The organism is Ochrobactrum sp. XJ1, from assembly GCF_024701725.1.
Taxonomy (GTDB): domain Bacteria; phylum Pseudomonadota; class Alphaproteobacteria; order Rhizobiales; family Rhizobiaceae; genus Brucella; species Brucella anthropi.
On sequence record NZ_VDGD01000007.1, the window covers coordinates 13,270 to 33,423 of the forward strand.

Below are 20,154 nucleotides of genomic sequence, written 5' to 3' on the forward strand. Positions count from 1 at the left end.
CTTCAAGAGTGACGCGGCCGCGCCTTAGAGGCTGAATCCAAAAGCGGCATGTGTGTGCGAAAATGGTGATTTTCGAGCACCGGAGCACAATGTACTTTTGGGTACATGAGCACCGGAACGGAGACAAATTGCCATTTGCAGCCACACAGGGCGAGTTTTGGAGTGGGCTTTCAACAGGGGGCGCGGCGTTTGCGCAGGTTTGCCTGCCGTTGCTCCCAGGCGATGAGCAGCAGGCTTGCCAGCACGATGAGGAATGCACCGGCAAACACATTTGCTGCCGGAACCTCCGCCCAGATGAGATAACCGTAGATAAAGGCCCAGATGAGCCCGCTATATTCCACTGGCGCCAGCGCCGAGGCGGGTGCATGGCGAAATCCTTCATAGAGAAGGAACTGGCCGAGTGTCGATACAAGTCCCAGACAGATCATCAGAAGCCAGCCGGAGAGATCGGGGTCCTGCCATGTCCACGGAAAGGACAGCGCGCAGGCCAGACCGAAAAGCAGGCCGGTGGCATACATCTGCGTCATCGTGGTTTCGCTGCGGCTGACGAGCCGGACCAGGATCGTGCTCCACGCCCAGCAGAAACCTGCCACGATGCACATGGCGGCGGGAATGAGATTGGGCGAATGGGTGGGATTAGCAGCAACCGTTACACCGACAAAACCTACGGCGCAGGCGATCCACCTCCCCGGTCCGATTTTCTCCTTGAGCACGAGGATCGACAGGAACATGACCATGATCGGTGCGGAGAAATAAAGTGTGGTCAGTTCTGCCAGCTCGAGATGGCGGGCCGCATTGTAGAACAGCAGCCACGCGCCAAGCATAAGTGCGGCACGAAGGACGATGGTGTTGCGATATGGGCTTCGGAAAATGGACGGATGGCGGCGATAGCGTATCAGTACGCCGGTAATGACTACGATCACCAGACTGCGCATGAACAATATCTGCGGCACCTGATAGGTCGCGACGAGCCATTTTACCATCGCGTCCTGAAGGGCGAAACAGGCGTAACCGCCGCAAGCAAGCGCGATGCCTGCGAGCGGTCTTGAGTTAACTGACCCGGTGACCATGGATTCCTCGATCCGGCCCTAGAATCCCTACTGCGGAAAGGGCCACGAACGCTGAATTTGCAGGACTGGAGCGTGTAAGCAAGGGGCTGATATATGACGGCCGCAGACAGATGTGCCAATGTAGCCGGATTGCAACAAATTGGGAGGCTAAAACACCAGAGATCGATGCGCCGCAGTTCCTGCCGTCACGCCATCAGCGACCGACCAGGCGACGCTGTGTGCGCCACGGGTAATATCGCCCGCCGCAAAAATGCCTGGTACCGTTGTCGTCTTCAACCCGTCTGTCTGTATCGTTCTGCCGAGTGGCAGTTCATCCATTGCGCAGCCGAACGTGTCGGCAATCTGGCTATTCAGCCAATTGCGTGGCCCGATGTAAAGCGCATTGAGTGGGACCAGTCGCCCGTCTTCAAGTTCGATCTCTGAAATGTCGATCCCCTCGCCGTGCAACGCACGGACCGGGCTGCGTTCTATCTTCACGCCGCGCCGTTCCAGTTCTGCGAATGCCTCCGCATCCGGCTCCAGTCCCTTGTCAATGAAGAAGGTTGTCGATCCCCATTCGGAGATCAGCATGGCCTGATGCACCGACATCGGCGACATATTGAGAACGCCAAGCTGACGGTCGCTGAATTCATAGCCGTGGCAATAAGGACAATGAATGACGGAATTGCCCCATCGCTCCGCGAGGCCGGGAATATCCGGCAGTTCATCCGATATACCGAAAGCAAGGATCAGTCTGCGCCCTTCAACGATTTCGCCGCTATCAAGTTCGATCGCGAAGTTGTCGATTTCGCCACTACCGGAAACGGCCTTCCCTTGTGTGAACGTGACAGTCGGATAGGCTTCGACCTGCGCTTTTGCCGTTTCCAGCATGGACAGCGGGTTGCTGCCGTCCTGCGCAAAGAAACCATGCGAATGTTCGGCGAAACGGTTGCGCGGTTTTCCAGCGTCGATCACGCGGACAGATCGTCTGCCGCGCGCCAGATAGGTTGCGGCAGACAAGCCAGCGAAGCTGCCGCCGATAATGATTGCATCATGATGCATGACTGCTCTCCAGATCGAATGTTACGCCGCGCTCCAGCGCGCGCTGATGAAAATCCGCGCTCAGCATGGCGAGCGTGACCTCGCCAAAACGCTCCAGAAGAAGGTTTTCGGCGTCGGTGAATGCCTTGCTGAGCGAGGCATTGACTGCCTGCTCCACCAGACAGCCCGGCATTTCGGTGCGGTTTCCCATGGCCAGAAGCGCTGGTTCTCCGATGGCCTCGTAAATGTCGCGCAAGGTAACCTTATTGAGGTCGCAGGCGATCTCCCACCCGCCGCCATGTCCCTTTTCCGAGCGAACATAGCCCTGCTCTCGCAGGCCGCCCATGACACGTCTCACGACGACTGGATTGGTGGTCATGGCCTTGGCGAGAACCTCCGATGTGACCGGCCCTTTATGTTCCGCCATGTGGAGAAGGACGTGCAGAACGCCCGATAATTTGCTGTCTCTTTTCATGTAACTATAAATGTTACGAGAATCAGTAAATGTCAACACAACCAGTGAAAAGCACTGGGTCAGATAAATGTGATCGTTACGGAGTGGTTTGGATTATCTATATATTTCAGGCTTGTAACGGCTGCCAAGACGGTAACGATTTCCGGCATAGATCAGCTTGTTGACGGTCGCAACCGTTTCACCCGTCCATGTCCGGCGGTCCAGAAGCAGGCAGGCAATACCATCATCGAGACGCAGCAGACGCGCAATTTCCGCGTCTGGTGTTATCGCCGAAATGACCTGCTCAACCTCGGTCATCGGAGTGCTTTTCTGAAGATAATCGTAAGTCGTGATAGCCCGGAAGTCCTGCAATTCGTAATGCTGCACGAGACTCGTATTGACGAACCGCTCCTCAAGCTGCACCGGCACCTCGTTTTCGAGGTGCACGATCAGCGAATGGGCGATGGGGATACTCTTATGCAGTTCGAACGCATTGAGCAGTTCGGGCGTCGGTTCGATAATGTCGAGGGTGACGACTTCGGCGCGGTGCTGCCCGCCACGCGCCTTGATTTCATTGGCGATGTTGACGACTTCGATCAGCGTCGTTTCCGGCTTCGGGGGCGCGACGAAAGTGCCGACGCCCTGAATACGCTTCAATATGCCCTGATCGGTCAGTTCGCGCAGGGCCCGGTTGACGGTCATCCGGGAAATGCCGAGTGCATCCACCAGTTCATGTTCCGAAGGCAGGCGATGATTGCCGGGCCAGCGACCGGAGCGGATGTTGTCCAGCACCTGCGCCTTGACCTTCTCATAGAGCGGCCCGGCGGTTTCGGGCAGTTCCATGTCGGCGGCATGATGGGATTCCGATTTGTCGCCAGCACCCATGAGTCACATCCCTGTCCGTATGATCGTTTTCAAGCCGTCCGCTTCACCGGCAATCAGCCGGGCATAGGCGTCCGGAACCTCATCGAGCGATATTTCCCGGTCGACAAGCTGCAACAGCGACGCCTCAAGATCGGGCAGGATTTTTGCAATTTCACGCAGTTCGTCCTGATAGGCATGGCAGCCGATCAGGCTGATCTCCCGCTCGACCAGACTATTCGGATCAAGCTCGATCCTGCCGTGGGATATGCCGACAAGTGCGAGTGAACCGCCGCCGGAAAGCACGTCGAGCATTGCCTTGAGGACGCCGATATTACCGGTGGCATCAATGGCATAGCGGATTGGCTGGCCATCGAGTGCGGCTTCAATTGCCGCCTTGTCGAGCGGAACCTTGGTTGCGCCGGTGACAGTTGAAACAAGATTGGCGCGCTGCTCGTTGCGGTCGCAGACCAGCACCGGACCGTCATGCAGGCGGGAAAGAAGAAGCGCTGCAAGCCCGCCGATTGGCCCGCAACCCACAACGAGGACCGCCTCGCCCGACGGTACGCGCTGCTTGCGGATGGCGTGCAACGCCACCGAAAGCGGTTCGCCCATGGCGGCGACCACCGGGTTGATGGCCGGATCGTAATGAACGAGGAGCCGTGCAGGAAGTGCTGTCTCCTCGGCAAAACCGCCATCGCAGACTTCACCGATGAACCCCAGCGTTTCGCAGACATTGTGCCTGCCGCTTTTGCAGGACTGGCATTCGCCGCACCAGTAGCGGGAGTCCGCGATCACCGTCTCGCCGGGTTTGAAGCTGGTCACGCCAGCACCAGTTTCGGTCACTACACCTGCAAATTCGTGGCCTGCGACCGAAGGCGAACGACTGATCCACTGCCCGGTCATGAAATTATGCAGATCGGAGCCGCAGATACCGGCAGCCGACACTTTCAGCCGGACCCAGCCCGGCTCAGGCCGCGACGGCGGGTCGATTGTCTCGACCCGCAAATCCTTCGCCGCATAAAGCCGGACAGCCTTCATCGTCAGCCTCCCCGGCTCTTTCTAGAGGTAATCCTTGCGGATTTCTGACACGGCGTTCTCGTGTGAGGAGAACCCTTCGTAACGCGCCAGTGTGCGGGCATGTTTTGCAAATTCCGGATAGGCGGAAGCCGTCACATAGCCGATGGACGAACGCTTGACGAAATCCGTTACCGAAAGCGGACCATAGGTCCGCGCCCAGCGGCTTGTCGGCAGCACGGCGTTCGGGCCGAGGCCGAAATTGCCGATGACGACCGGCGTGTGCGGTCCCATCAGGATTTCGGCAGCTTCTGTGATATGGCCGAGATGCGCGAACGGATCGGTCGAAAGAAGCTCCAGATGTTCCGGCGCATAGTCGTTGATGAACTTGTAGCTCTCTTCTACGGAAGACGTCAGGACGATGCCACCATATTTGCCGGTAAGCACGGTCTTGGAGAAGCCGACACGCTGTTCGGTCATGCGCGCCCAATGGTCCGGCAATGCGGCAAGCGCCTCTTCCGCGACGCGGCGGCTATGCGTGACCAGCCATGCGGAGGAATCCGGGCCGTGTTCGGCTTCGATCAAAAGATCGAGCGCCGCAAGGCCACCTTTCACCGTATCATCGGCAAAAATGACAGCTTCAGAAGGTCCAGCTGGCAGGCCAGGATCAATGACGCCGCCAAGCAGGCGCTTGGCTGCAACCACCCATGGGCTGCCGGGGCCGACGATCTTGAGCGCCGGTTTCACCGTTTCCGTGCCATAGGCGACAGCAGCGACTGCCTGCGCACCGCCGACCTTGTAGACGGTTTCTACACCTGCCAGCCGTGCTGCAACGAGTGTTGCGGCATCGACCGAACCATCCGGCGTGGGCGGAGTGACGATGGCAAGATCAGGCACGCCTGCAACGACAGCCGGAACGGCGGTCATCATGGTGACGGACGGAAAGGCTCCCTTGCCACGCGGAATATAGAGCGCGACGGAGCGGATCGGGGTGAAGCGGTCACCCGCAAAGGCGCCCGGACGCATTTCCTTCAGCCACATGGCCTCCGGCTTCTGTTCCTCGTGGAAATGGCGGATATTGTCGATGCCGAACTGGATCGCCTCGATCACGTCCTTTTCCACCTTGTCGAAAGCGGCATCAAACTCGGCTTCCGTTGCCTTGATGTTCGCCGGATCGACTTCTGCCTTGTCGAGATCGCGCGCAAAGCGGACAAGCGCCGCGTCGCCTTCGGTGCGAACGGCTTCGATGATCGGCTTAACCTTCTCGATAAAGCCCGACAGGTCGGTTTCCGAGCGCTTGAGAAGTTCGGCGCGCGCTGCGTCGTCCAGTTTAGCCAGTTCGTGAAAAGAAACATCGGACATGATCGGCTCCTTGTTGGCTGCGGTGGTGGCGCAACCCGTCATTTCGATTTGAGGAAGATGTCGAGCCCGACCAGCCGGTCGAGCAGGAAGATAGCAGCAGCGGCACAGGCGATGAAGACGACGGAGATGGCCGCAAGGTCCGGTGTGATGATGGACCGGATCGAATTGTAGATCTGCACCGGCAGCGTCACGATGCGTGCATCGACCAGAAGCAGGCTTACCAGAAATTCGTTCAGCGCCAGAATGAACATCAAGAGCGAGCCGCTGATGACGCCCGGCACGACGACCGGTAAGGTGACGAAGAAGAAGGTCGAGATCGGCCCTGCTCCGCAATTGGCGGCGGCGAGTTCCAGATCGGCATCGAGATTGGCCGCACTTGCCGTTACGGCCCAGATCATGAATGGGAGATTGATGACGCAGGCTGCAATCCCGACCGGCCAGAGCTGGCCCAGAATTCCTGCCTGACCGAAAACCAGCATAAGACCGATTCCGGAACCGATCAGCGGAATGGTGAAGGGCAACAGCAGATAAATCTGGATTGTCTTTTCAAACCGCACGGCATATTTCGCCAGCGCTATGCCAGCGAGCGTTCCGACCGGAATGGCGACAATGGTGCAGATGAAGGAGACGTAGAGCGAGCGCAGAAATGCATCCCAGAGGTCGCTCGTTCCGGCGATCTTCTGATACCATTTCAATGAGAACCCTTCCGGCGGGAAGGTAATCATGTTGCCGGATGTGAAGGATGCGCCAAGCACCACGATGGTCGGTGCGGAAAGCAGCACCAGAACGGCGATCACGAATGTCCATATGACGATGGATTTCGACAGTGGCGAGGTCATTTGCGCGCCCTCCCCATGGCCAGTGTGCCAGCCCCGAACAGCGTGAACACGATCCCGACAAGGATGGAACCGACGCCGACCAGAAGCAGCGCAAGCGTTGCGCCCAGTCCCTGATCGGATGTGCGGAAGAACTGGTCATAGATCGCATTGGCGATGAAATCCTGCGACCCGCCGCCCAGAATAGCCGGTACGGCAAAATCAGTGAGCGACAGCGTCATTACCACCAGTCCCGCGCCGATCAGGCCCGGACGGGCCATAGGCAGGACGACGTGGGCGAAGGTCCGCAGCCAGTTCGCACCGAGCGAACTCGCCGCCGCTTCCATTTCCTCCGGTATGGCCGTCAGGGCTGGCGCCAGCATCAGCACGGCGAATGGCAACATATATTGAATGAGGCCGAACAGAACTGCCGGATAATTATAGAGCAGCCGCATTGGCGCGATACCGACAAAGCCAAGCGCTTCATTGACCATGCCCTGATTGCCGAGAATGATGAGCCAGCCATAGGCGCGCACGACCTGACCGATGAAGAAGGGCAGGAACAGCGCGATCAGCAGGAATTTGCGCAATGCAGCCGATGGCGTGCGCACCATGAGATAGGCATAGGGAAATGCCAGAAGAAGCGTGAATGCGGTCACGACGAGCGAGCCGAACAGGCTGCGCCATGCCACGGTTGCAAAGAGGCTTTCCGTCAGTGCGCGCTTGTAATTGGCGAGCGTGTAATAGTCCGACATCAGGAATGTCGAGGTGTCGAGCGTGCGCAGGCTGGTATCCGCGATCTGGATCAAGCCCAGCACCAGCAGTCCGACCAGAGCAATCGCCGGAAGCAGCATCAGATAAGGCACGGCGCGATTGAACCGCGCGGGCCACAAAAAGGCTGCGATTGCTTCCAGCGCGTCCATGATGCGCCATGTCATGGGATAGGCAGTGCGTGCCGCTCGCATGTTTCAATTCCTGAATGTTTGTCCGAAATGTTTGCCCGAAGATGTCGGGCATCAGGATCGCCCTTTCGGGCGACCCGTCTTGCTTTCATGGAGCTGGATCAGCCCTGCATGATGGCCTTGAACTTCGAGAACCACTCGCTCTCGTTTTCCACCTGCACCTTTGCCGAAATACGGATGAGGTGTTTGAAATCCTCGTCCTTGGTCGGATAGGCCGGATCGTTCACCAGATCGGCGGGCGGGGTCAGGCCCGGCACGACACCCGGCAGACCAAGGCCGTCGAGCCAGACCTGCTGCGCATCCTTGGTAAGGGCGAAATTGATATATTCCTTGGCCCAGTAAAGCTCGTTTTCCGGCAGGCCCTTTGGAATCCAAAGGCCGTCGGTGTCGAACTTCGCGCCCTCTTCCGGAACGGTCCAGTCGATCTTGACGCCGTTCTTCTGGGCTTCGCGCGCATTGGTGGAAATGGTGCAGGCCAGATCGATTTCGCCCTTCTGGAACCAGGTGGTGAAATCCGGGTCTTCGCCGAGAAGCGGCTGTTGCTGCTTCACCTTGGTGATGAAATCCCATGCGGGCTGCATGTTGCCCGGAATGTCTTCCAGCTTGCCACCACCGGCAACCTGCGCAGGGAAGTGGAAGCCGATGCCATCATTATAGAGCGCAATGCGTCCCTTGAACTTCGGATCGAGCAGAGCGTGCCACGACTTCGGCGGGCCATCCGGGAAGGCTTCCGGACGATAGGCCAGCACATAGACATAGCCATATGTGTTGACGATCGGATAGCCGTCGAGACCAACCGGCTTGGCAAGATCGGTGGTGTTCTTGAGGTTCGACAGGTCCGACAGGTCTTCCGTCACGCCGCGCAATGCCGATTTGGTCGCATTGGTGGTCGTATCCCAGTTGACGTGGATCGGTGGAACACGCTTCTGCGCGACCGCAGCCCAGAGCTTCGGCTGGATTTCGTTGTCTTCCGTCAGGTCGTGACGGATGGAAATGCCGGTCTTGGCGGTAAATGGATCGGACACGCCCGCTTTAAGCGCCTCCACCCAGCTACCACCCCAGGCGCGCACGATCAGTTCCTTCGGCTTAGCTGGCTCTTCAGCAAATGCGCGCGACAGGCCGAGCGATGTCGTGCCGGCTGCAGCGGCAAAAGCGCCTGCGCTCTGCAGGAAGCGGCGGCGGTCGAGTATCAGAAAAGGTTTCTTCAGATTGCTCATTTTGTTTCTCCTCTGGAGTTTCCCCGTAACGTTTCAATTCATGCGGCAAAGACGATGAGATCGCGGGCGTTCCAGCCAAGATGCACGGTTTCACCTTCCGCAAACTGGCTATGGCCGATGGGATCGTGGTCGAAGACGCGCATCAACACATCTCCCAAGGCAGGAACCTGCAATTCATAGACGATGCGTTCGCCTTCAAAAATCGCGTCGGTAACGATGCCTTCAAGCACGGTATCGAGTTCTGCATGTGCCGCGGCGCTGCCGCCGATACGGATCTGTTCGGCGCGGATTGCACACGAGACATTTGCGCCGGAGCCAATCGGTTCGCGCCCCTCGCCTGCCATGCCTACCAGAGCTATTCCGGCATCGACCCGCACGAAATTGCCGTCGAGCGAAGACGCCTTGCCGGAAATGAAATTGGTGACGCCGATGAAGTTCGCCACAAAGGCGTTGGACGGATTGCGATAGGTCTCGGATGGCTGCGCCATCTGCTGAATTTCGCCGCCATCCATGACGATGATTTCGTCAGATACGACGAGCGCTTCGCGCTGGTCATGGGTGACATTGATGGTCGTAACGCCAAGTTCGCGCTGGATACGGCGAAATTCGAGCTGCATTTCCTCGCGCAGCTTGCGGTCAAGCGCTGCCAGAGGTTCGTCGAGCAGAAGCAGGTCCGGTTCGAAAACGAGGGCGCGCGCGATGGCGACACGCTGCTGCTGGCCACCGGAAAGCTCGTGCACGCGCCGTCCGCCGAGGCCGTTCAGACGCACGAGGTCGAGATAACGCTCTACGCGCTCGGGGATCGAACGCGCATCGAAGCGGCGCATTTTCAGCGGAAAGGCGACATTTTCAGCGGCCGTCATATGCGGGAAAAGCGCAAGCTTCTGGAAAACCATGCCGATGGAGCGCTTGTGCGGCGGTACGGCGCTGACAGCTTCATCGTTGATGAATATTTCACCGATGCTCGGTTTTTGGAAACCGGCGATGAGGCGGAGAAGTGTCGTCTTGCCGGAGCCGGACGGCCCGAGAATGGTCAGAAAACGGCCCTTGGCGAGATCGAAAGATGCCGCACGCACGGCATGGAAGCCGTTATAGATCATGCTGACATTGTTGACCGATACGGCAGCCGGTCCGTTGGAGACTTTACGGCCAGTTCCGGTTTCGGTTGTATTCATCGTTGTTTCCCATTTCAGTCAAAGCACCGGAAGGTACTTTATGAAGTTATTTCAATCCTGTTTCACAATCCGCTGATATTCCACTGGAGAGTATCAAATGGATGCAAGGTAGCCTCCGTCGATCGGGATCACCTGCCCCGTGACATAGGACGATGCGGCGCTTGCCAGAAACACCACGGCGCCCGCAACATCTTCCATTGCGCCGAAACGGCCCTGCGGAATCTTGCCCAGCATCGCCTTCTGCCAGTCGTCATTCTCGTAAAACACATCGGTCATGGCAGTGCGGAAATAGCCCGGCGCAATGCCGTTGACGCGGATGCCGGAAGGCGCCCATTCTGTCGCCAGAGCATGGGTCATGCCCATCAGGCCGGATTTGGAAGAACCGTAGGGAGCGGCGGTTGGTACACCGACATAGGAGGTCAGCGAGCACAGATTGATGATCGCTCCCCCCTTTCCGCTCTCCGTCATCTGGCGGGCAGCAGCCTGCGCACAGAAGAACGCGCCTTTGAGATTGGTCGCCACGATGCGGTCCCAGAGCGCCTCGTCCACATCGAGCGAGGGGCGGATTTCTTCATAGCCCGCATTGTTGACGAGAATATCGAGGCCGCCAAGAGCTTCTGCCGCTTGCGCGACGGCAGCACCACAGGCGGCAACATCGCGCACATCGAGCGAGAGGGTGGCCGAGGCGCGGCCATGGGCGGCGATACGGGATGCCGTTTCGGAGAGGTCGTCGGACTTGCGCGCTGTAATGGCGACATCAGCACCAGCCGAGGCTAGCGCTTCGGCAATGGCCTGTCCCAGTCCCCGGCTTGCACCGGTAACCAGCGCTTTACGCCCGCTTAGGTCGAAAAGCGATAAAACCTGCATCATGTTCCCCTGCGGACCTTTGGCAAAACAATATTGTTGCCCGAACTTCTAACTGTTCCGGGTCGAATGTTTAGCAATTTTTTGTGGTCTCCCCAGCATAGGAACATCTTTTTCATAGCTTGTCTATACATATATATACAAAATTGGATTTTAGTCTTAGAACTTCTCTCCCAAAGGCGCGCGACAAGTGACGCGCTGCACCAGAGGAGAACGTGAATGGCGCAGGAAAATGCCCGGTTTGGCGGTCTGATTCGACCCGAAATCCGTGGTCTCAGCCCCTATAATGCCGGTCTCACCATTGCCGAGGTGGAGGCGCGCTATCATCCTCCGGCAATCGCAAAACTCGGCTCTAACGAGAACCCGCTTGGACCGTCACCCAAGGTGCAGGCGCTCTTTTCCGGTGCCCATGATCTGCTGCGGCTCTACCCCGACCCGTCTGGACGCGAACTGGCGCAGGAAGTTGCGATCGAGTTCGATTGGCCGCAGGACCGCATCATTCTCGGCAACGGATCGGAAGACCTGATCGGCGTAATCTGCCGCACCGTTTTGCGGCCGCGCGACCGGGTGGTCACACTTTACCCGTCCTTTCCGCTGCACGAGGATTATGCGACGACCATGGGGGCAAGTGTCGAACGGGTTGAAGTGACGCCGTCGCTTGAAGTCGACGTTGATGCGCTGGTGGCGGCAGTTGCGACCGCTCCACGTCTCGTGATGTTCGCAAATCCGCTCAATCCGGTCGGGAGTTGGCTGACACCGGAGGCTTTGCAGCGCGTTGTCAATGCGGTCTCGCCGGAGACGCTGCTGGTCGTGGACGAAGCTTATGCCGAATATGCAGCCGGTGACGATTATCCGTCTGCCGCCACACTTCTGCGCGACAGCGGCCTTCACTGGGTGGCGCTGCGTACCTTCTCCAAGGCTTATGGGTTGGCCGGTGCGCGGCTCGGGTTCGGGCTTGTCAGCGACCCGGACTTGCGCGGGTTTCTGGACCGCGCCCGCACGCCTTTCAACGCCAATGGCATTGCACAGGCTGCGGGGCTGGTTGCGCGCCGGGATAAAGACCATCTCGCAAAGGGTATCGCGCTTGCGCTTAGCGAGCGGGACCGGATGGCCGGTTTCCTGAGCGAGCGACAAATCCGTTTTGCGCCCTCCAAGGGGAATTTTCTGTTCATCGACGTGAAATCGGATTCTGTTGCGTTTGCCGAAAAACTGCTGGAAGACGGCGTCATCGTGAAGCCTTGGAAGCAGCAGGGCTACACGACTTTCATCCGCGTCAGTGTCGGTGCGCCGGAAGAAAATGATCTTTTCATGCGCTCTTTCGAGAAAGCCACAGGACTGGCTTGAGTTTGAAAGCAGGTTTCGGGAGGCTGTCTCCTGATCTCATGCTAGAAAGGTCTCATGAGAGACCTTTTCGACCAGATTGAACCGCATGAAATCCTGGCGCCGGGCGCTGTGCTTCTGCGTGGCTTTGCGCTTCCAAGTGAGGATGCTGTTCTGAAAGCCGTGGCCGATGTTTCTGCCGTGGCCCCCTTTCGTCATATGACCACGCCGGGCGGATATCGCATGTCGGTTGCGATGACGAATTGTGGAGAATTCGGCTGGGTCACGGACCGGACCGGCTATCGCTACAGTACCGACGATCCGGAAACCGGCCTTCTCTGGCCGACGATGCCGGATGCCTTCCGCGCGCTTGCCCAAACTGCTGCCCGTGAAGCTGGTTATCCTGATTTTGCGCCGGATGCCTGTCTCATCAATCGTTATGAACCGGGTGCGAAACTTTCATTGCATCAGGACAAGGACGAACAGGATTTCAACAATCCGATTGTTTCGGTGTCGCTCGGTCTGCCTGCGACTTTCCAGTTCGGCGGGTTGAAGCGAACCGACCCGATTGCGAAATATATCCTGCATCACGGTGACGTGGTTGTGTGGGGCGGACCTTCACGTCTCTTCTATCATGGCATACTCGCCCTGAAGCGCGGCGAGCATGAAAAACTGGGTCCGTTTCGCCACAATCTGACATTCAGAAAATCGCGCTGACAGTCGCCAAACGCGGTTTTCGGAACGGACAAGCGACAGAAATCGCCTTTTAATTGTGGCGAAGGACCGTTCATTGTGTGGTGGTTTTGTGGCAAGTGGAGTTTTAGTTAAACGCCCCGCCGTCGCTTTTACTCTCCGGACGCTCCTTCGCAACTTTATCGCGGTAGCCACTGGCTCGGTAGGCGGCAATCGGTTCGATGGCCCCGCCGGTGCGGCGACGTGCTTCCGCGAGGATCGGTTCGACATCGGTTCTATAGGCGCGTTTCAGGGTATCGGATGCCATCAGCGCATCGTTTTCCTGCTGATAGGTTTCCAGTGCCTCACGATCCACCAGAAGCGCCTGCGCATAGGCACGGCGGATTTCATTGGCGGATGAGATCAGGCTTTCCAGCGGATCGGTCACATTGTGCGACTGGTCGATCATATGGGCCGGATGAAAATCCTTCACACCGCGATAATCGGCATCCACCAACTCATTGAAAACAAGGAATAATCGATACGGATCGATAGAACCGGCGTCGAGATCGTCATCGCCATACTTGCTGTCGTTGAAATGGAAACCGCCGAGTTTCCCGAACTGAATCAGCCGCGCAACGATCATTTCGATATTGGTGTTGGGCGCATGGTGGCCAAGATCGACCAGACATTGCGCCTTTGGCCCTAGCGTCGAGGCGATGAGGTAATTGGTGCCCCAATCCTGCACCACCGTCGAATAGAAGGCCGGTTCATACATTTTATGCTCAGAGAACAGGCGCCAGTCGTCGGGTAGTGCGTGATAGATTTCACCCATGGAAGCCAGATAGCGCTCAAAGACGCGAGTGAAATTCTGCTGGCCCGGAAAGTTGGAGCCATCGCTCAACCAGACGGTCAAGGCTTTGGAACCTATGGCTTTTCCGATTTCGATACATTCGATATTGTGCTCTACGGCTTGCGCCCGCACTGCCGGATCGACATGGGTAAGCGACCCGAATTTGTAGGAAAGCTTCTGGTCTGCGCCGTCGGCAAATGTATTGGAGTTCATGGCGTCGAAGCCGAGACCAAGCGCTTCGGCATGGGCTTTGAGCTTCTTCGGATCGGCCTTGTCCCATGGAATATGCAGGGAAACATTCGGTGTGGCACGGCAAAGCTCGTTGATGACGGCGCAATCGTCCAGCTTGTCGAAAATGCCGCGCGGCTCGCCGCCGCCCGGAAAACGCCCGAAGCGGGTGCCGCCTGTGCCTGTGCCCCAGGATGGCACGGCCACGTAATAGGCCGCTACCTTGTCTGTAATCGTGTCGATCTCGATGCCACGGCGCAAAAGCTGTTCGCCGAGCGCCTGATAATCGCTCTTCAATGATTTCTCAAAACCGGAATTATGCTCGGCGATGAAATCGGCCGCAATGCGTTGCTCGGACATGGTTCCTCCCAGAATGTCCAGATTATATGGTCAGCGCGGAAAGCTCTGCTGGTTTCCGGCGTCGACATTGATGATGTTGCCGGTCGATTTTGCCGAAGTATCGCTTGCAAGAAAGTAGATGGCTTCAGCAATGTCTTCGGGGAAGACATTCAGCTTCAGCATGGAGCGCTTGCGATAATGTTCCTCAAGCTCGGAAACATCAATCTTCGAGGATGCAGCGCGCTGTTCGCGCCATTCACCGTCCCATATCTTGGAGCCGCGCAGAACCGCATCCGGGTTGACCACATTGACGCGGATACCTGCATCCGCGCCTTCCAGTGCCAGACAACGCGCCAGATGGATTTCCGCAGCCTTTGCAGCGCAATAGGCCGAAGCATTGGGCGAGGCTGCAAGCCCGTTCTTCGAGGCGACAAACACCACATTGCCGCCGATTTTCTGGCGGCGGAACAGGCGGAATGCCTCCCGCGAAACGAGGAAATAGCCGGTCGCCAGAATGTCGATATTGCGATTCCACATGGAGAGTTCGGTGGTTTCCACCGGCGCGGATGATGCAATGCCGGCATTGGACACCAGAATGTCGATGCCGCCCAGCTCGACACTGGCTTCAACAAAGGCATTGGCTACGCCCTTTTCGTCGGTGACGTTTAGTTCGACGCTGCGCACCTGATCGGCACCAAAGCGCTTTACGAGATTTTCGTGAGCGGTTTTGAGCGATCCTGCATCAATATCCGCCAGAACCACGCAAGCACCCTCGCCTGCCAGCCGTTCCGCTGTGGCAAAGCCGATGCCGCCAGCGCCGCCGGTAATGAATGCAATGCGCCCCGCGAGGCTTTTCGGCTTCGGCATACGCTGCAGCTTGGCTTCCTCAAGCAGCCAATACTCGATATCGAAGGCTTCCTGTTCAGGCAGGCCCTGATATTCAGATACGCCGGATGCACCGCGCATCACATTGATCGCATTGACATAGAACTCTCCGGCAATGCGCGTCGTCGCCTTGTCGCGCGCGAAGGACAGCATGCCAACGCCGGGGATCAGGAAAATCACCGGATTGGGATCGCGCATTTTGGGCGAATTGTCGTGCTTGCACGTCTCGTAATAGCGCTTGTAATCGGCGCGATAGGCTTCAAGCGCATCCTCAAGCCCGGCAACGATGACGTCCACATCCGGCTTGGCCGGATCGAAATCGACGACAAGCGGGCGGATTTTGGTGCGCAGGAAATGATCCGGGCAGGACGTGCCAAGCGCTGCCAGCGGGCGCAGATCGTTTGAATTTACAAATTCCAGCACGGCATCCTGATCGTCGAAGTGACCAAGCTTGCGCTCGTCCTTACCGATAAGTCCGCGAATTTCCGGCATCAGCCGTGCTGCAATGGCGCGGCGCTCGGAAACTGGGAGGCTCTGTGCGACCGCACCGCCGAAAGCGGGCTTGCCTGCCGTCTTCTGATCCAGCCATTCAATGGCCTTGTTGATGATGGCAAGCGTGGTTTCATAACAGGCTTTAGCATCATCGGCCCAAGTGAAAAGTCCATGACTTTCAAGGATAACGCCCTTAGCGTTGGGATTTGACTTCACGAAGGCTTCAAGGTCGAGGCCAAGCTGGAAACCGGGACGACGCCATGGCAGCCAGCCGATCTCGCCGCCGAAAATCTCGGCAGTCAGTTCACGAGAATTCTTGGATGCAGCGATTGCTATGATCGCATCGGGATGCATGTGATCCACATGCTTGAAGGCGACAAATCCGTGCAATGGCGTATCGATGGAAGCGGCGCGCGGATTGAGGTTGAAGGTGCAGTGCGGCAGGAAACCGACCATGCGGTCCTCGTCCTCGACGCCCTTATAGATGCCCTTCAGCGCATCGAGCTTATCCTGATATAACGTGGCGAAACCATCAAGTTTGATGGTTCCGACATCGCCGCCCGAACCCTTGACCCAGAGAACCTGAACCTTTTCGCCGGTCAGTGGATCAATTTCCTCGACTTTCGCAGACGTGTTGCCGCCGCCGTAATTGGTGATGCGCTTGTCGGAACCGAGCAGATTGGAGCGATAAAGCAGCTTGCCCGGCTCATCCATCGTTGCTGCTCTGGCATCATCCCACCGGTTTTCGAGAAGCCTGCTCTGGGCCACCATGTCATCCTCCCAATTCTGTTATGGTGAATCGCAAGCCGCCTGTACGTCTGCATGTCCGTCCGCATGCATGTCCAATGTGCCAGCGATCATGTTGCGGCAGATATGACGTATCAAACGAATTGCTGTCAATCATAAACGATCATAATCAATCATTAATGTAACTATTGTGCCCCATTGTGATTGTTTGTGATTGACATGCGCGACATTTATGCCCGATACAAAGACAAGGAGGAGCTATGCACGAAAGAGAGCGCCACCGCATCATCCTGAGTGCTGTTCAGGAAAAGCCGGTGATTACCATTCAGGATCTGGTGGAATTGACGGAGGCGTCGGAAGCGACCCTTCGCCGGGATATTGCTTCGCTCCATATGCAGGGCCGTATCAAGCGCGTGCGTGGTGGCGCAGAGGCTATTCATCCGCCGCAGTTCGGAAATCTCGCAGGCCGTCCTTTCAAGGTTTCGGAGACCGAAAACACGGACCGCAAACGTGCAATCGCTCGCGAAGCCGTGGCGCTTTGCGAGGAAGGCGACAGCATCATCATCAATGGCGGATCCACGACTTTCCAGATGGTGCATTATCTTGCTCCGCGCCGCCTGCAGGTGCTGACCAATTCGTTTGCCATCGCCGAACATCTTCTGCGCCAGTCGAAAAGCACGGTGATCGTGCCCGGCGGTGCGATCTATCGCGACCAGAGCCTTATCCTGTCGCCTTTCGACAATGACGTTATTCGTAATTTCTACGGACGGCGCATGTTCATGGGCTGTCAGGGGATCAGTCCGCTCGGCGTCATGGAATCCGATGCGCTGATCATCCAGAGCGAGCAGAAACTGATGGGCCAGGCGGACGAACTTGTCCTGATGGTTGATTCAACGAAATTCACACGCCGCTCCAGCCTCATCCTTTGCCCTCTCGACCGGGTCAGCACATTGATCACCGATGACGGCATTTCGGACGACGCGCGGCGTATGGTGGAAAATGCGGGCATCCGGCTCATCGTGGCGCAGGTCTCCGCAAATGCCGGCAAGGGCGACCCACGGGAGGATTCCGCCGAGGTGGCCTGAGCCGGAAAAAGCGAAACATATGTCTTTATACTGGGAGGAATGAGACATGAAACTTTTCAAGAAACTGGCACTAGGAACTGCGCTGGCTGTTGCCTTCATGGCCACTCATGCGCAGGCCGCCGACATGAAGATCGGACTTGTCGCGAAGTCGCTCGGTAACGGCTTCTTCGAAGCTGCCAACAAGGGCGCGCAGGAAGCGGCCAAAGAGCTAGGCGGCGTCGAGGTCATCTATACTGGCCCGACCACCACGACGGCAGAGGGCCAGATCGAGGTCATCAATTCCCTGATCGCGCAGGGTGTGGACGCCATCGCCATTTCGGCCAACGATCCGGATGCTGTCGTCCCTGCCCTGAAGAAAGCTGCACAGCGCGGCATCAAGGTGATCTCGTGGGATTCGGGCGTCGCGCCTGAAGGCCGTATCGTCCACCTCAACCCGTCTTCCAACGAACTGATCGGCAAGATGTGCCTCAAGCTTGCAGCCGATCACCTGCCGGACGGCAAGGGCGATTTCGCGATCCTGTCTGCCACCACCACCTCGACCAACCAGAACATCTGGATTGGCGAGATGAAGAAGCAACTCAAGGACTTCCCCGGCCTCAATCTGGTGACCACCGTTTATGGTGACGACCTGGCCGACAAGAGCTACCGTGAAGCACAAGGCTTGCTGACTTCAAATCCAAATGTGAAGGTCATCGTGGCCCCCACCACCGTTGGCGTTCTCGCTGCCTCGCAGGCCGTGAAGGATGCGGGCAAGATCGGCGATGTCTATGTGACCGGGCTTGGCCTTCCGTCCGAAATGGCCGGCGCCATCAAGTCGGGCGCAACCAAGGAATTCGCCATCTGGAACCCGATCGACCTTGGCTATTCGGCCACGCAGATCGCCTATCACCTCGTAAAGGGTGATGCCGATGGCAAGCCGGGCTCGGAAATTGAAGCCGGACGCATGGGCAAGATCAAAATCGGCGAAAACGGCGAAGCCGCAATGAGCGATCCTTTCGTCTATGACGCGTCGAATATCGACGAGTTCTCCAAGGTCTTCTGATCGGAAAGCGCATCCCGAAAAGTGGAAACCGGTTTTCGGGATGCGCGTACAAAAAAGCGGCATTGGATATGCAAGCCCAATGCCGCCTATCGTTTTCCAAACCCGATTTCAGGTATCTGCGATGAATGCAGCCTTTCAATCCAGCGGCCCATCCGGCGGAGAGCGGACGCTTTCCACCACGGATCAGCCCATTCTGGAAATGCGCGGCATAGCCAAGACGTTTCCGGGCGTGCGTGCGCTCGATGACGTGAACATCGCGCTTTATCCCGGCAAGGTGACGGCGCTGATCGGAGAGAATGGCGCTGGCAAATCCACGCTTGTGAAAATCCTGACCGGCATCTATCAGCCCGACGAAGGCGAAATCTTCATCGGCGGCAAGCCGGTACATTTCGCAACCGCACAGGATGCGACCGATCACGGCGTAACGGCCATTCATCAGGAAACTGTGCTTTTCGATGAATTGTCGGTGGGCGAGAACATCTATCTCGGCCATGCGCCGCGCACGAAGTTCGGCTTCGTCAACTGGAAGGCCGTCTATGCCCGCTCGCAGGCACTGCTGTCCTCGCTCGAAACGACGGTCGATGCCCGTATCAAGCTGAAAGAACTTTCCATCGCCCAGCGCCATCTGGTTGCCATTGCCCGCGCCTTGTCCGTGGATTCGCGCATTGTTATCATGGACGAGCCGACCGCCGCCCTGTCGCGCAAGGAAGTGGACGACCTGTTTCGTATTGTGGCGCGGCTGAAGGCACAGGGCAAAGCCATCCTGTTCATCAGCCACAAATTCGATGAAGTATATGAAATCGCCGACAATTACGCGGTTTTCCGCGACGGGAACGCAGTTGGACACGGAGCGCTTGCCGATACACGGCAGAACGATATTGTGCGCATGATGGTCGGGCGGTCTGTCGAACAGGCTTTCCCCAAGCAGGATGTCGCCATCGGCAAGCCGGTGCTCAAGGTCGAAAACTATTCGCATCCAACCGAATTTCGCGACATTTCCTTTGAGCTGCGCAAGGGCGAGATCTTCGGCGTTTACGGCCTTGTCGGCGCCGGGCGCTCGGAATTCGCACAATCGCTGTTCGGCATCACCAAGCCATCGCGTGGCCGCGTGACGCTTGAAGATCGCGAGATCAGTATCCGCCGCCCCGGCGATGCGGTGCCGCATGGCATCGTCTATGTGCCGGAAGAACGCGGACGTCACGGGGCCGTGCTGCAACTGCCGATCTTCCAGAATGTATCGCTGCCGTCGCTTGCCCGCACCTCGCGCAATGGTTTTCTGCGCATGGCGGAAGAGCTGGCGCTGGCGCGAAAATATGCCGAGCGTTTCGACCTGCGCGCAGCAGCGCTTTCGGTCCCTGTCGGAACCCTTTCCGGAGGCAACCAGCAGAAGGTCGTCATCGGCAAGTGGCTCGCGACCAATCCGAAGGTCATCATTCTCGATGAGCCGACCAAAGGCATCGATATCGGTTCCAAGGCGGCGGTTCACGCCTTTATCAGCGAACTGGCGGCGGAAGGGCTCAGCATCATCATGATCTCGTCGGAACTGCCGGAAATCATCGGCATGTCGGACCGTGTGATGGTCATGCGCGAAGGACTGATGGAAGGCATCTTTGAGCGCGCCAGCCTCGACGCGGAAGTGCTGGTGCGCGCCGCCACCGGAAACACGGAGTAGAC

Annotated in this window: 18 protein-coding genes and 1 pseudogene; 5 read left to right on the top strand and 14 right to left on the bottom strand. The window is 57.7% G+C overall.

Annotated features, from left to right (window positions below; genetic code table 11):
* Positions 1–4 precede the first annotated feature (4 nt).
* The 12 genes and pseudogenes from FG152_RS13670 to FG152_RS13725 form a co-directional block, all read right to left on the bottom strand.
* Positions 5–135: pseudogene (locus FG152_RS13670) on the bottom strand (flagellar basal body P-ring protein FlgI); the annotation flags it as partial.
* Positions 136–170: 35 nt separating this feature from the next.
* Positions 171–1,070, bottom strand: a complete 900-nt coding sequence (locus FG152_RS13675) for a DMT family transporter (RefSeq protein ID WP_010658784.1) — start codon at positions 1,068–1,070, stop codon at positions 171–173.
* 147 nt (positions 1,071–1,217) lie between these two features.
* Entirely contained in the window at positions 1,218–2,111 is an 894-nt protein-coding gene (locus FG152_RS13680) for an NAD(P)/FAD-dependent oxidoreductase (RefSeq protein ID WP_010658783.1), read from the bottom strand.
* Positions 2,101–2,565 carry an Rrf2 family transcriptional regulator gene (locus tag FG152_RS13685; protein ID WP_012092979.1) on the bottom strand — a complete coding sequence of 155 codons (465 nt, stop codon included), beginning with the start codon at positions 2,563–2,565 and terminating at the stop codon, positions 2,101–2,103. The genes FG152_RS13680 and FG152_RS13685 overlap by 11 nt, the downstream gene beginning before the upstream one ends.
* 93 nt (positions 2,566–2,658) lie before the next feature.
* A complete protein-coding gene (hutC, locus tag FG152_RS13690; protein ID WP_010658781.1) occupies positions 2,659–3,429 on the bottom strand; it encodes a histidine utilization transcriptional repressor HutC in 771 nt (256 codons plus the stop codon).
* A 3-nt stretch (positions 3,430–3,432) separates the two neighbouring features.
* Positions 3,433–4,446, bottom strand: coding sequence for a zinc-dependent alcohol dehydrogenase (locus FG152_RS13695; protein ID WP_010658780.1), 1,014 nt, complete (start codon positions 4,444–4,446; stop codon positions 3,433–3,435).
* Positions 4,447–4,467: 21 nt separating this feature from the next.
* A complete protein-coding gene (gene hisD / locus FG152_RS13700; protein WP_010658779.1) occupies positions 4,468–5,784 on the bottom strand; it encodes a histidinol dehydrogenase in 1,317 nt (438 codons plus the stop codon).
* Between the two features lie 38 nt (positions 5,785–5,822).
* Positions 5,823–6,623 carry an ABC transporter permease gene (locus FG152_RS13705; RefSeq protein WP_010658778.1) on the bottom strand — a complete coding sequence of 267 codons (801 nt, stop codon included), beginning with the start codon at positions 6,621–6,623 and terminating at the stop codon, positions 5,823–5,825.
* Positions 6,620–7,564, bottom strand: coding sequence for an ABC transporter permease (locus FG152_RS13710; protein WP_010658777.1), 945 nt, complete (start codon positions 7,562–7,564; stop codon positions 6,620–6,622). Before FG152_RS13710 ends, FG152_RS13705 begins: the two co-directional genes overlap by 4 nt.
* Before the next feature lie 98 nt (positions 7,565–7,662).
* On the bottom strand, positions 7,663–8,778 hold the full coding sequence (locus FG152_RS13715; RefSeq protein WP_010658776.1) for an ABC transporter substrate-binding protein: 1,116 nt from the start codon (positions 8,776–8,778) through the stop codon (positions 7,663–7,665).
* A 38-nt stretch (positions 8,779–8,816) separates the two neighbouring features.
* A complete protein-coding gene (locus FG152_RS13720; protein WP_010658775.1) occupies positions 8,817–9,953 on the bottom strand; it encodes an ABC transporter ATP-binding protein in 1,137 nt (378 codons plus the stop codon).
* A gap of 93 nt (positions 9,954–10,046) precedes the next feature.
* Positions 10,047–10,820 carry an SDR family NAD(P)-dependent oxidoreductase gene (locus FG152_RS13725; RefSeq protein WP_010658774.1) on the bottom strand — a complete coding sequence of 258 codons (774 nt, stop codon included), beginning with the start codon at positions 10,818–10,820 and terminating at the stop codon, positions 10,047–10,049.
* Positions 10,821–11,036: 216 nt separating this feature from the next.
* Here FG152_RS13725 and FG152_RS13730 point away from each other — a divergent pair, with 216 nt between their 5' ends.
* Both FG152_RS13730 and alkB read left to right on the top strand, forming a co-directional pair.
* Positions 11,037–12,161 carry a histidinol-phosphate transaminase gene (locus FG152_RS13730; protein WP_010658773.1) on the top strand — a complete coding sequence of 375 codons (1,125 nt, stop codon included), beginning with the start codon at positions 11,037–11,039 and terminating at the stop codon, positions 12,159–12,161.
* Between the two features lie 54 nt (positions 12,162–12,215).
* On the top strand, positions 12,216–12,854 hold the full coding sequence (gene alkB / locus FG152_RS13735; RefSeq protein WP_010658772.1) for a DNA oxidative demethylase AlkB: 639 nt from the start codon (positions 12,216–12,218) through the stop codon (positions 12,852–12,854).
* A gap of 103 nt (positions 12,855–12,957) precedes the next feature.
* On the opposite strand, the gene rhaI is transcribed toward alkB, so the two are convergent.
* Both rhaI and FG152_RS13745 read right to left on the bottom strand, forming a co-directional pair.
* Entirely contained in the window at positions 12,958–14,250 is a 1,293-nt protein-coding gene (gene rhaI, locus FG152_RS13740) for an L-rhamnose catabolism isomerase (protein WP_498986885.1), read from the bottom strand.
* Between the two features lie 30 nt (positions 14,251–14,280).
* Positions 14,281–16,377: a bifunctional rhamnulose-1-phosphate aldolase/short-chain dehydrogenase gene (locus FG152_RS13745; RefSeq protein ID WP_010658770.1), complete on the bottom strand. Its 2,097-nt coding sequence runs from the start codon at positions 16,375–16,377 to the stop codon at positions 14,281–14,283.
* 236 nt (positions 16,378–16,613) lie between these two features.
* On the opposite strand from FG152_RS13745, the gene FG152_RS13750 reads away from it, so the two are divergent.
* The 3 genes from FG152_RS13750 (at position 16,614) to FG152_RS13760 (ending at position 20,152) form a co-directional block, all read left to right on the top strand.
* Positions 16,614–17,438 carry a DeoR/GlpR family DNA-binding transcription regulator gene (locus FG152_RS13750; protein WP_010658769.1) on the top strand — a complete coding sequence of 275 codons (825 nt, stop codon included), beginning with the start codon at positions 16,614–16,616 and terminating at the stop codon, positions 17,436–17,438.
* Positions 17,439–17,484: 46 nt separating this feature from the next.
* Complete coding sequence (gene rhaS, locus FG152_RS13755) at positions 17,485–18,480, top strand: rhamnose ABC transporter substrate-binding protein (protein ID WP_010658768.1); 996 nt, start codon at positions 17,485–17,487, stop codon at positions 18,478–18,480.
* 121 nt (positions 18,481–18,601) lie between these two features.
* A complete protein-coding gene (locus FG152_RS13760; protein WP_010658767.1) occupies positions 18,602–20,152 on the top strand; it encodes a sugar ABC transporter ATP-binding protein in 1,551 nt (516 codons plus the stop codon).
* Positions 20,153–20,154: the final 2 nt, after the last annotated feature.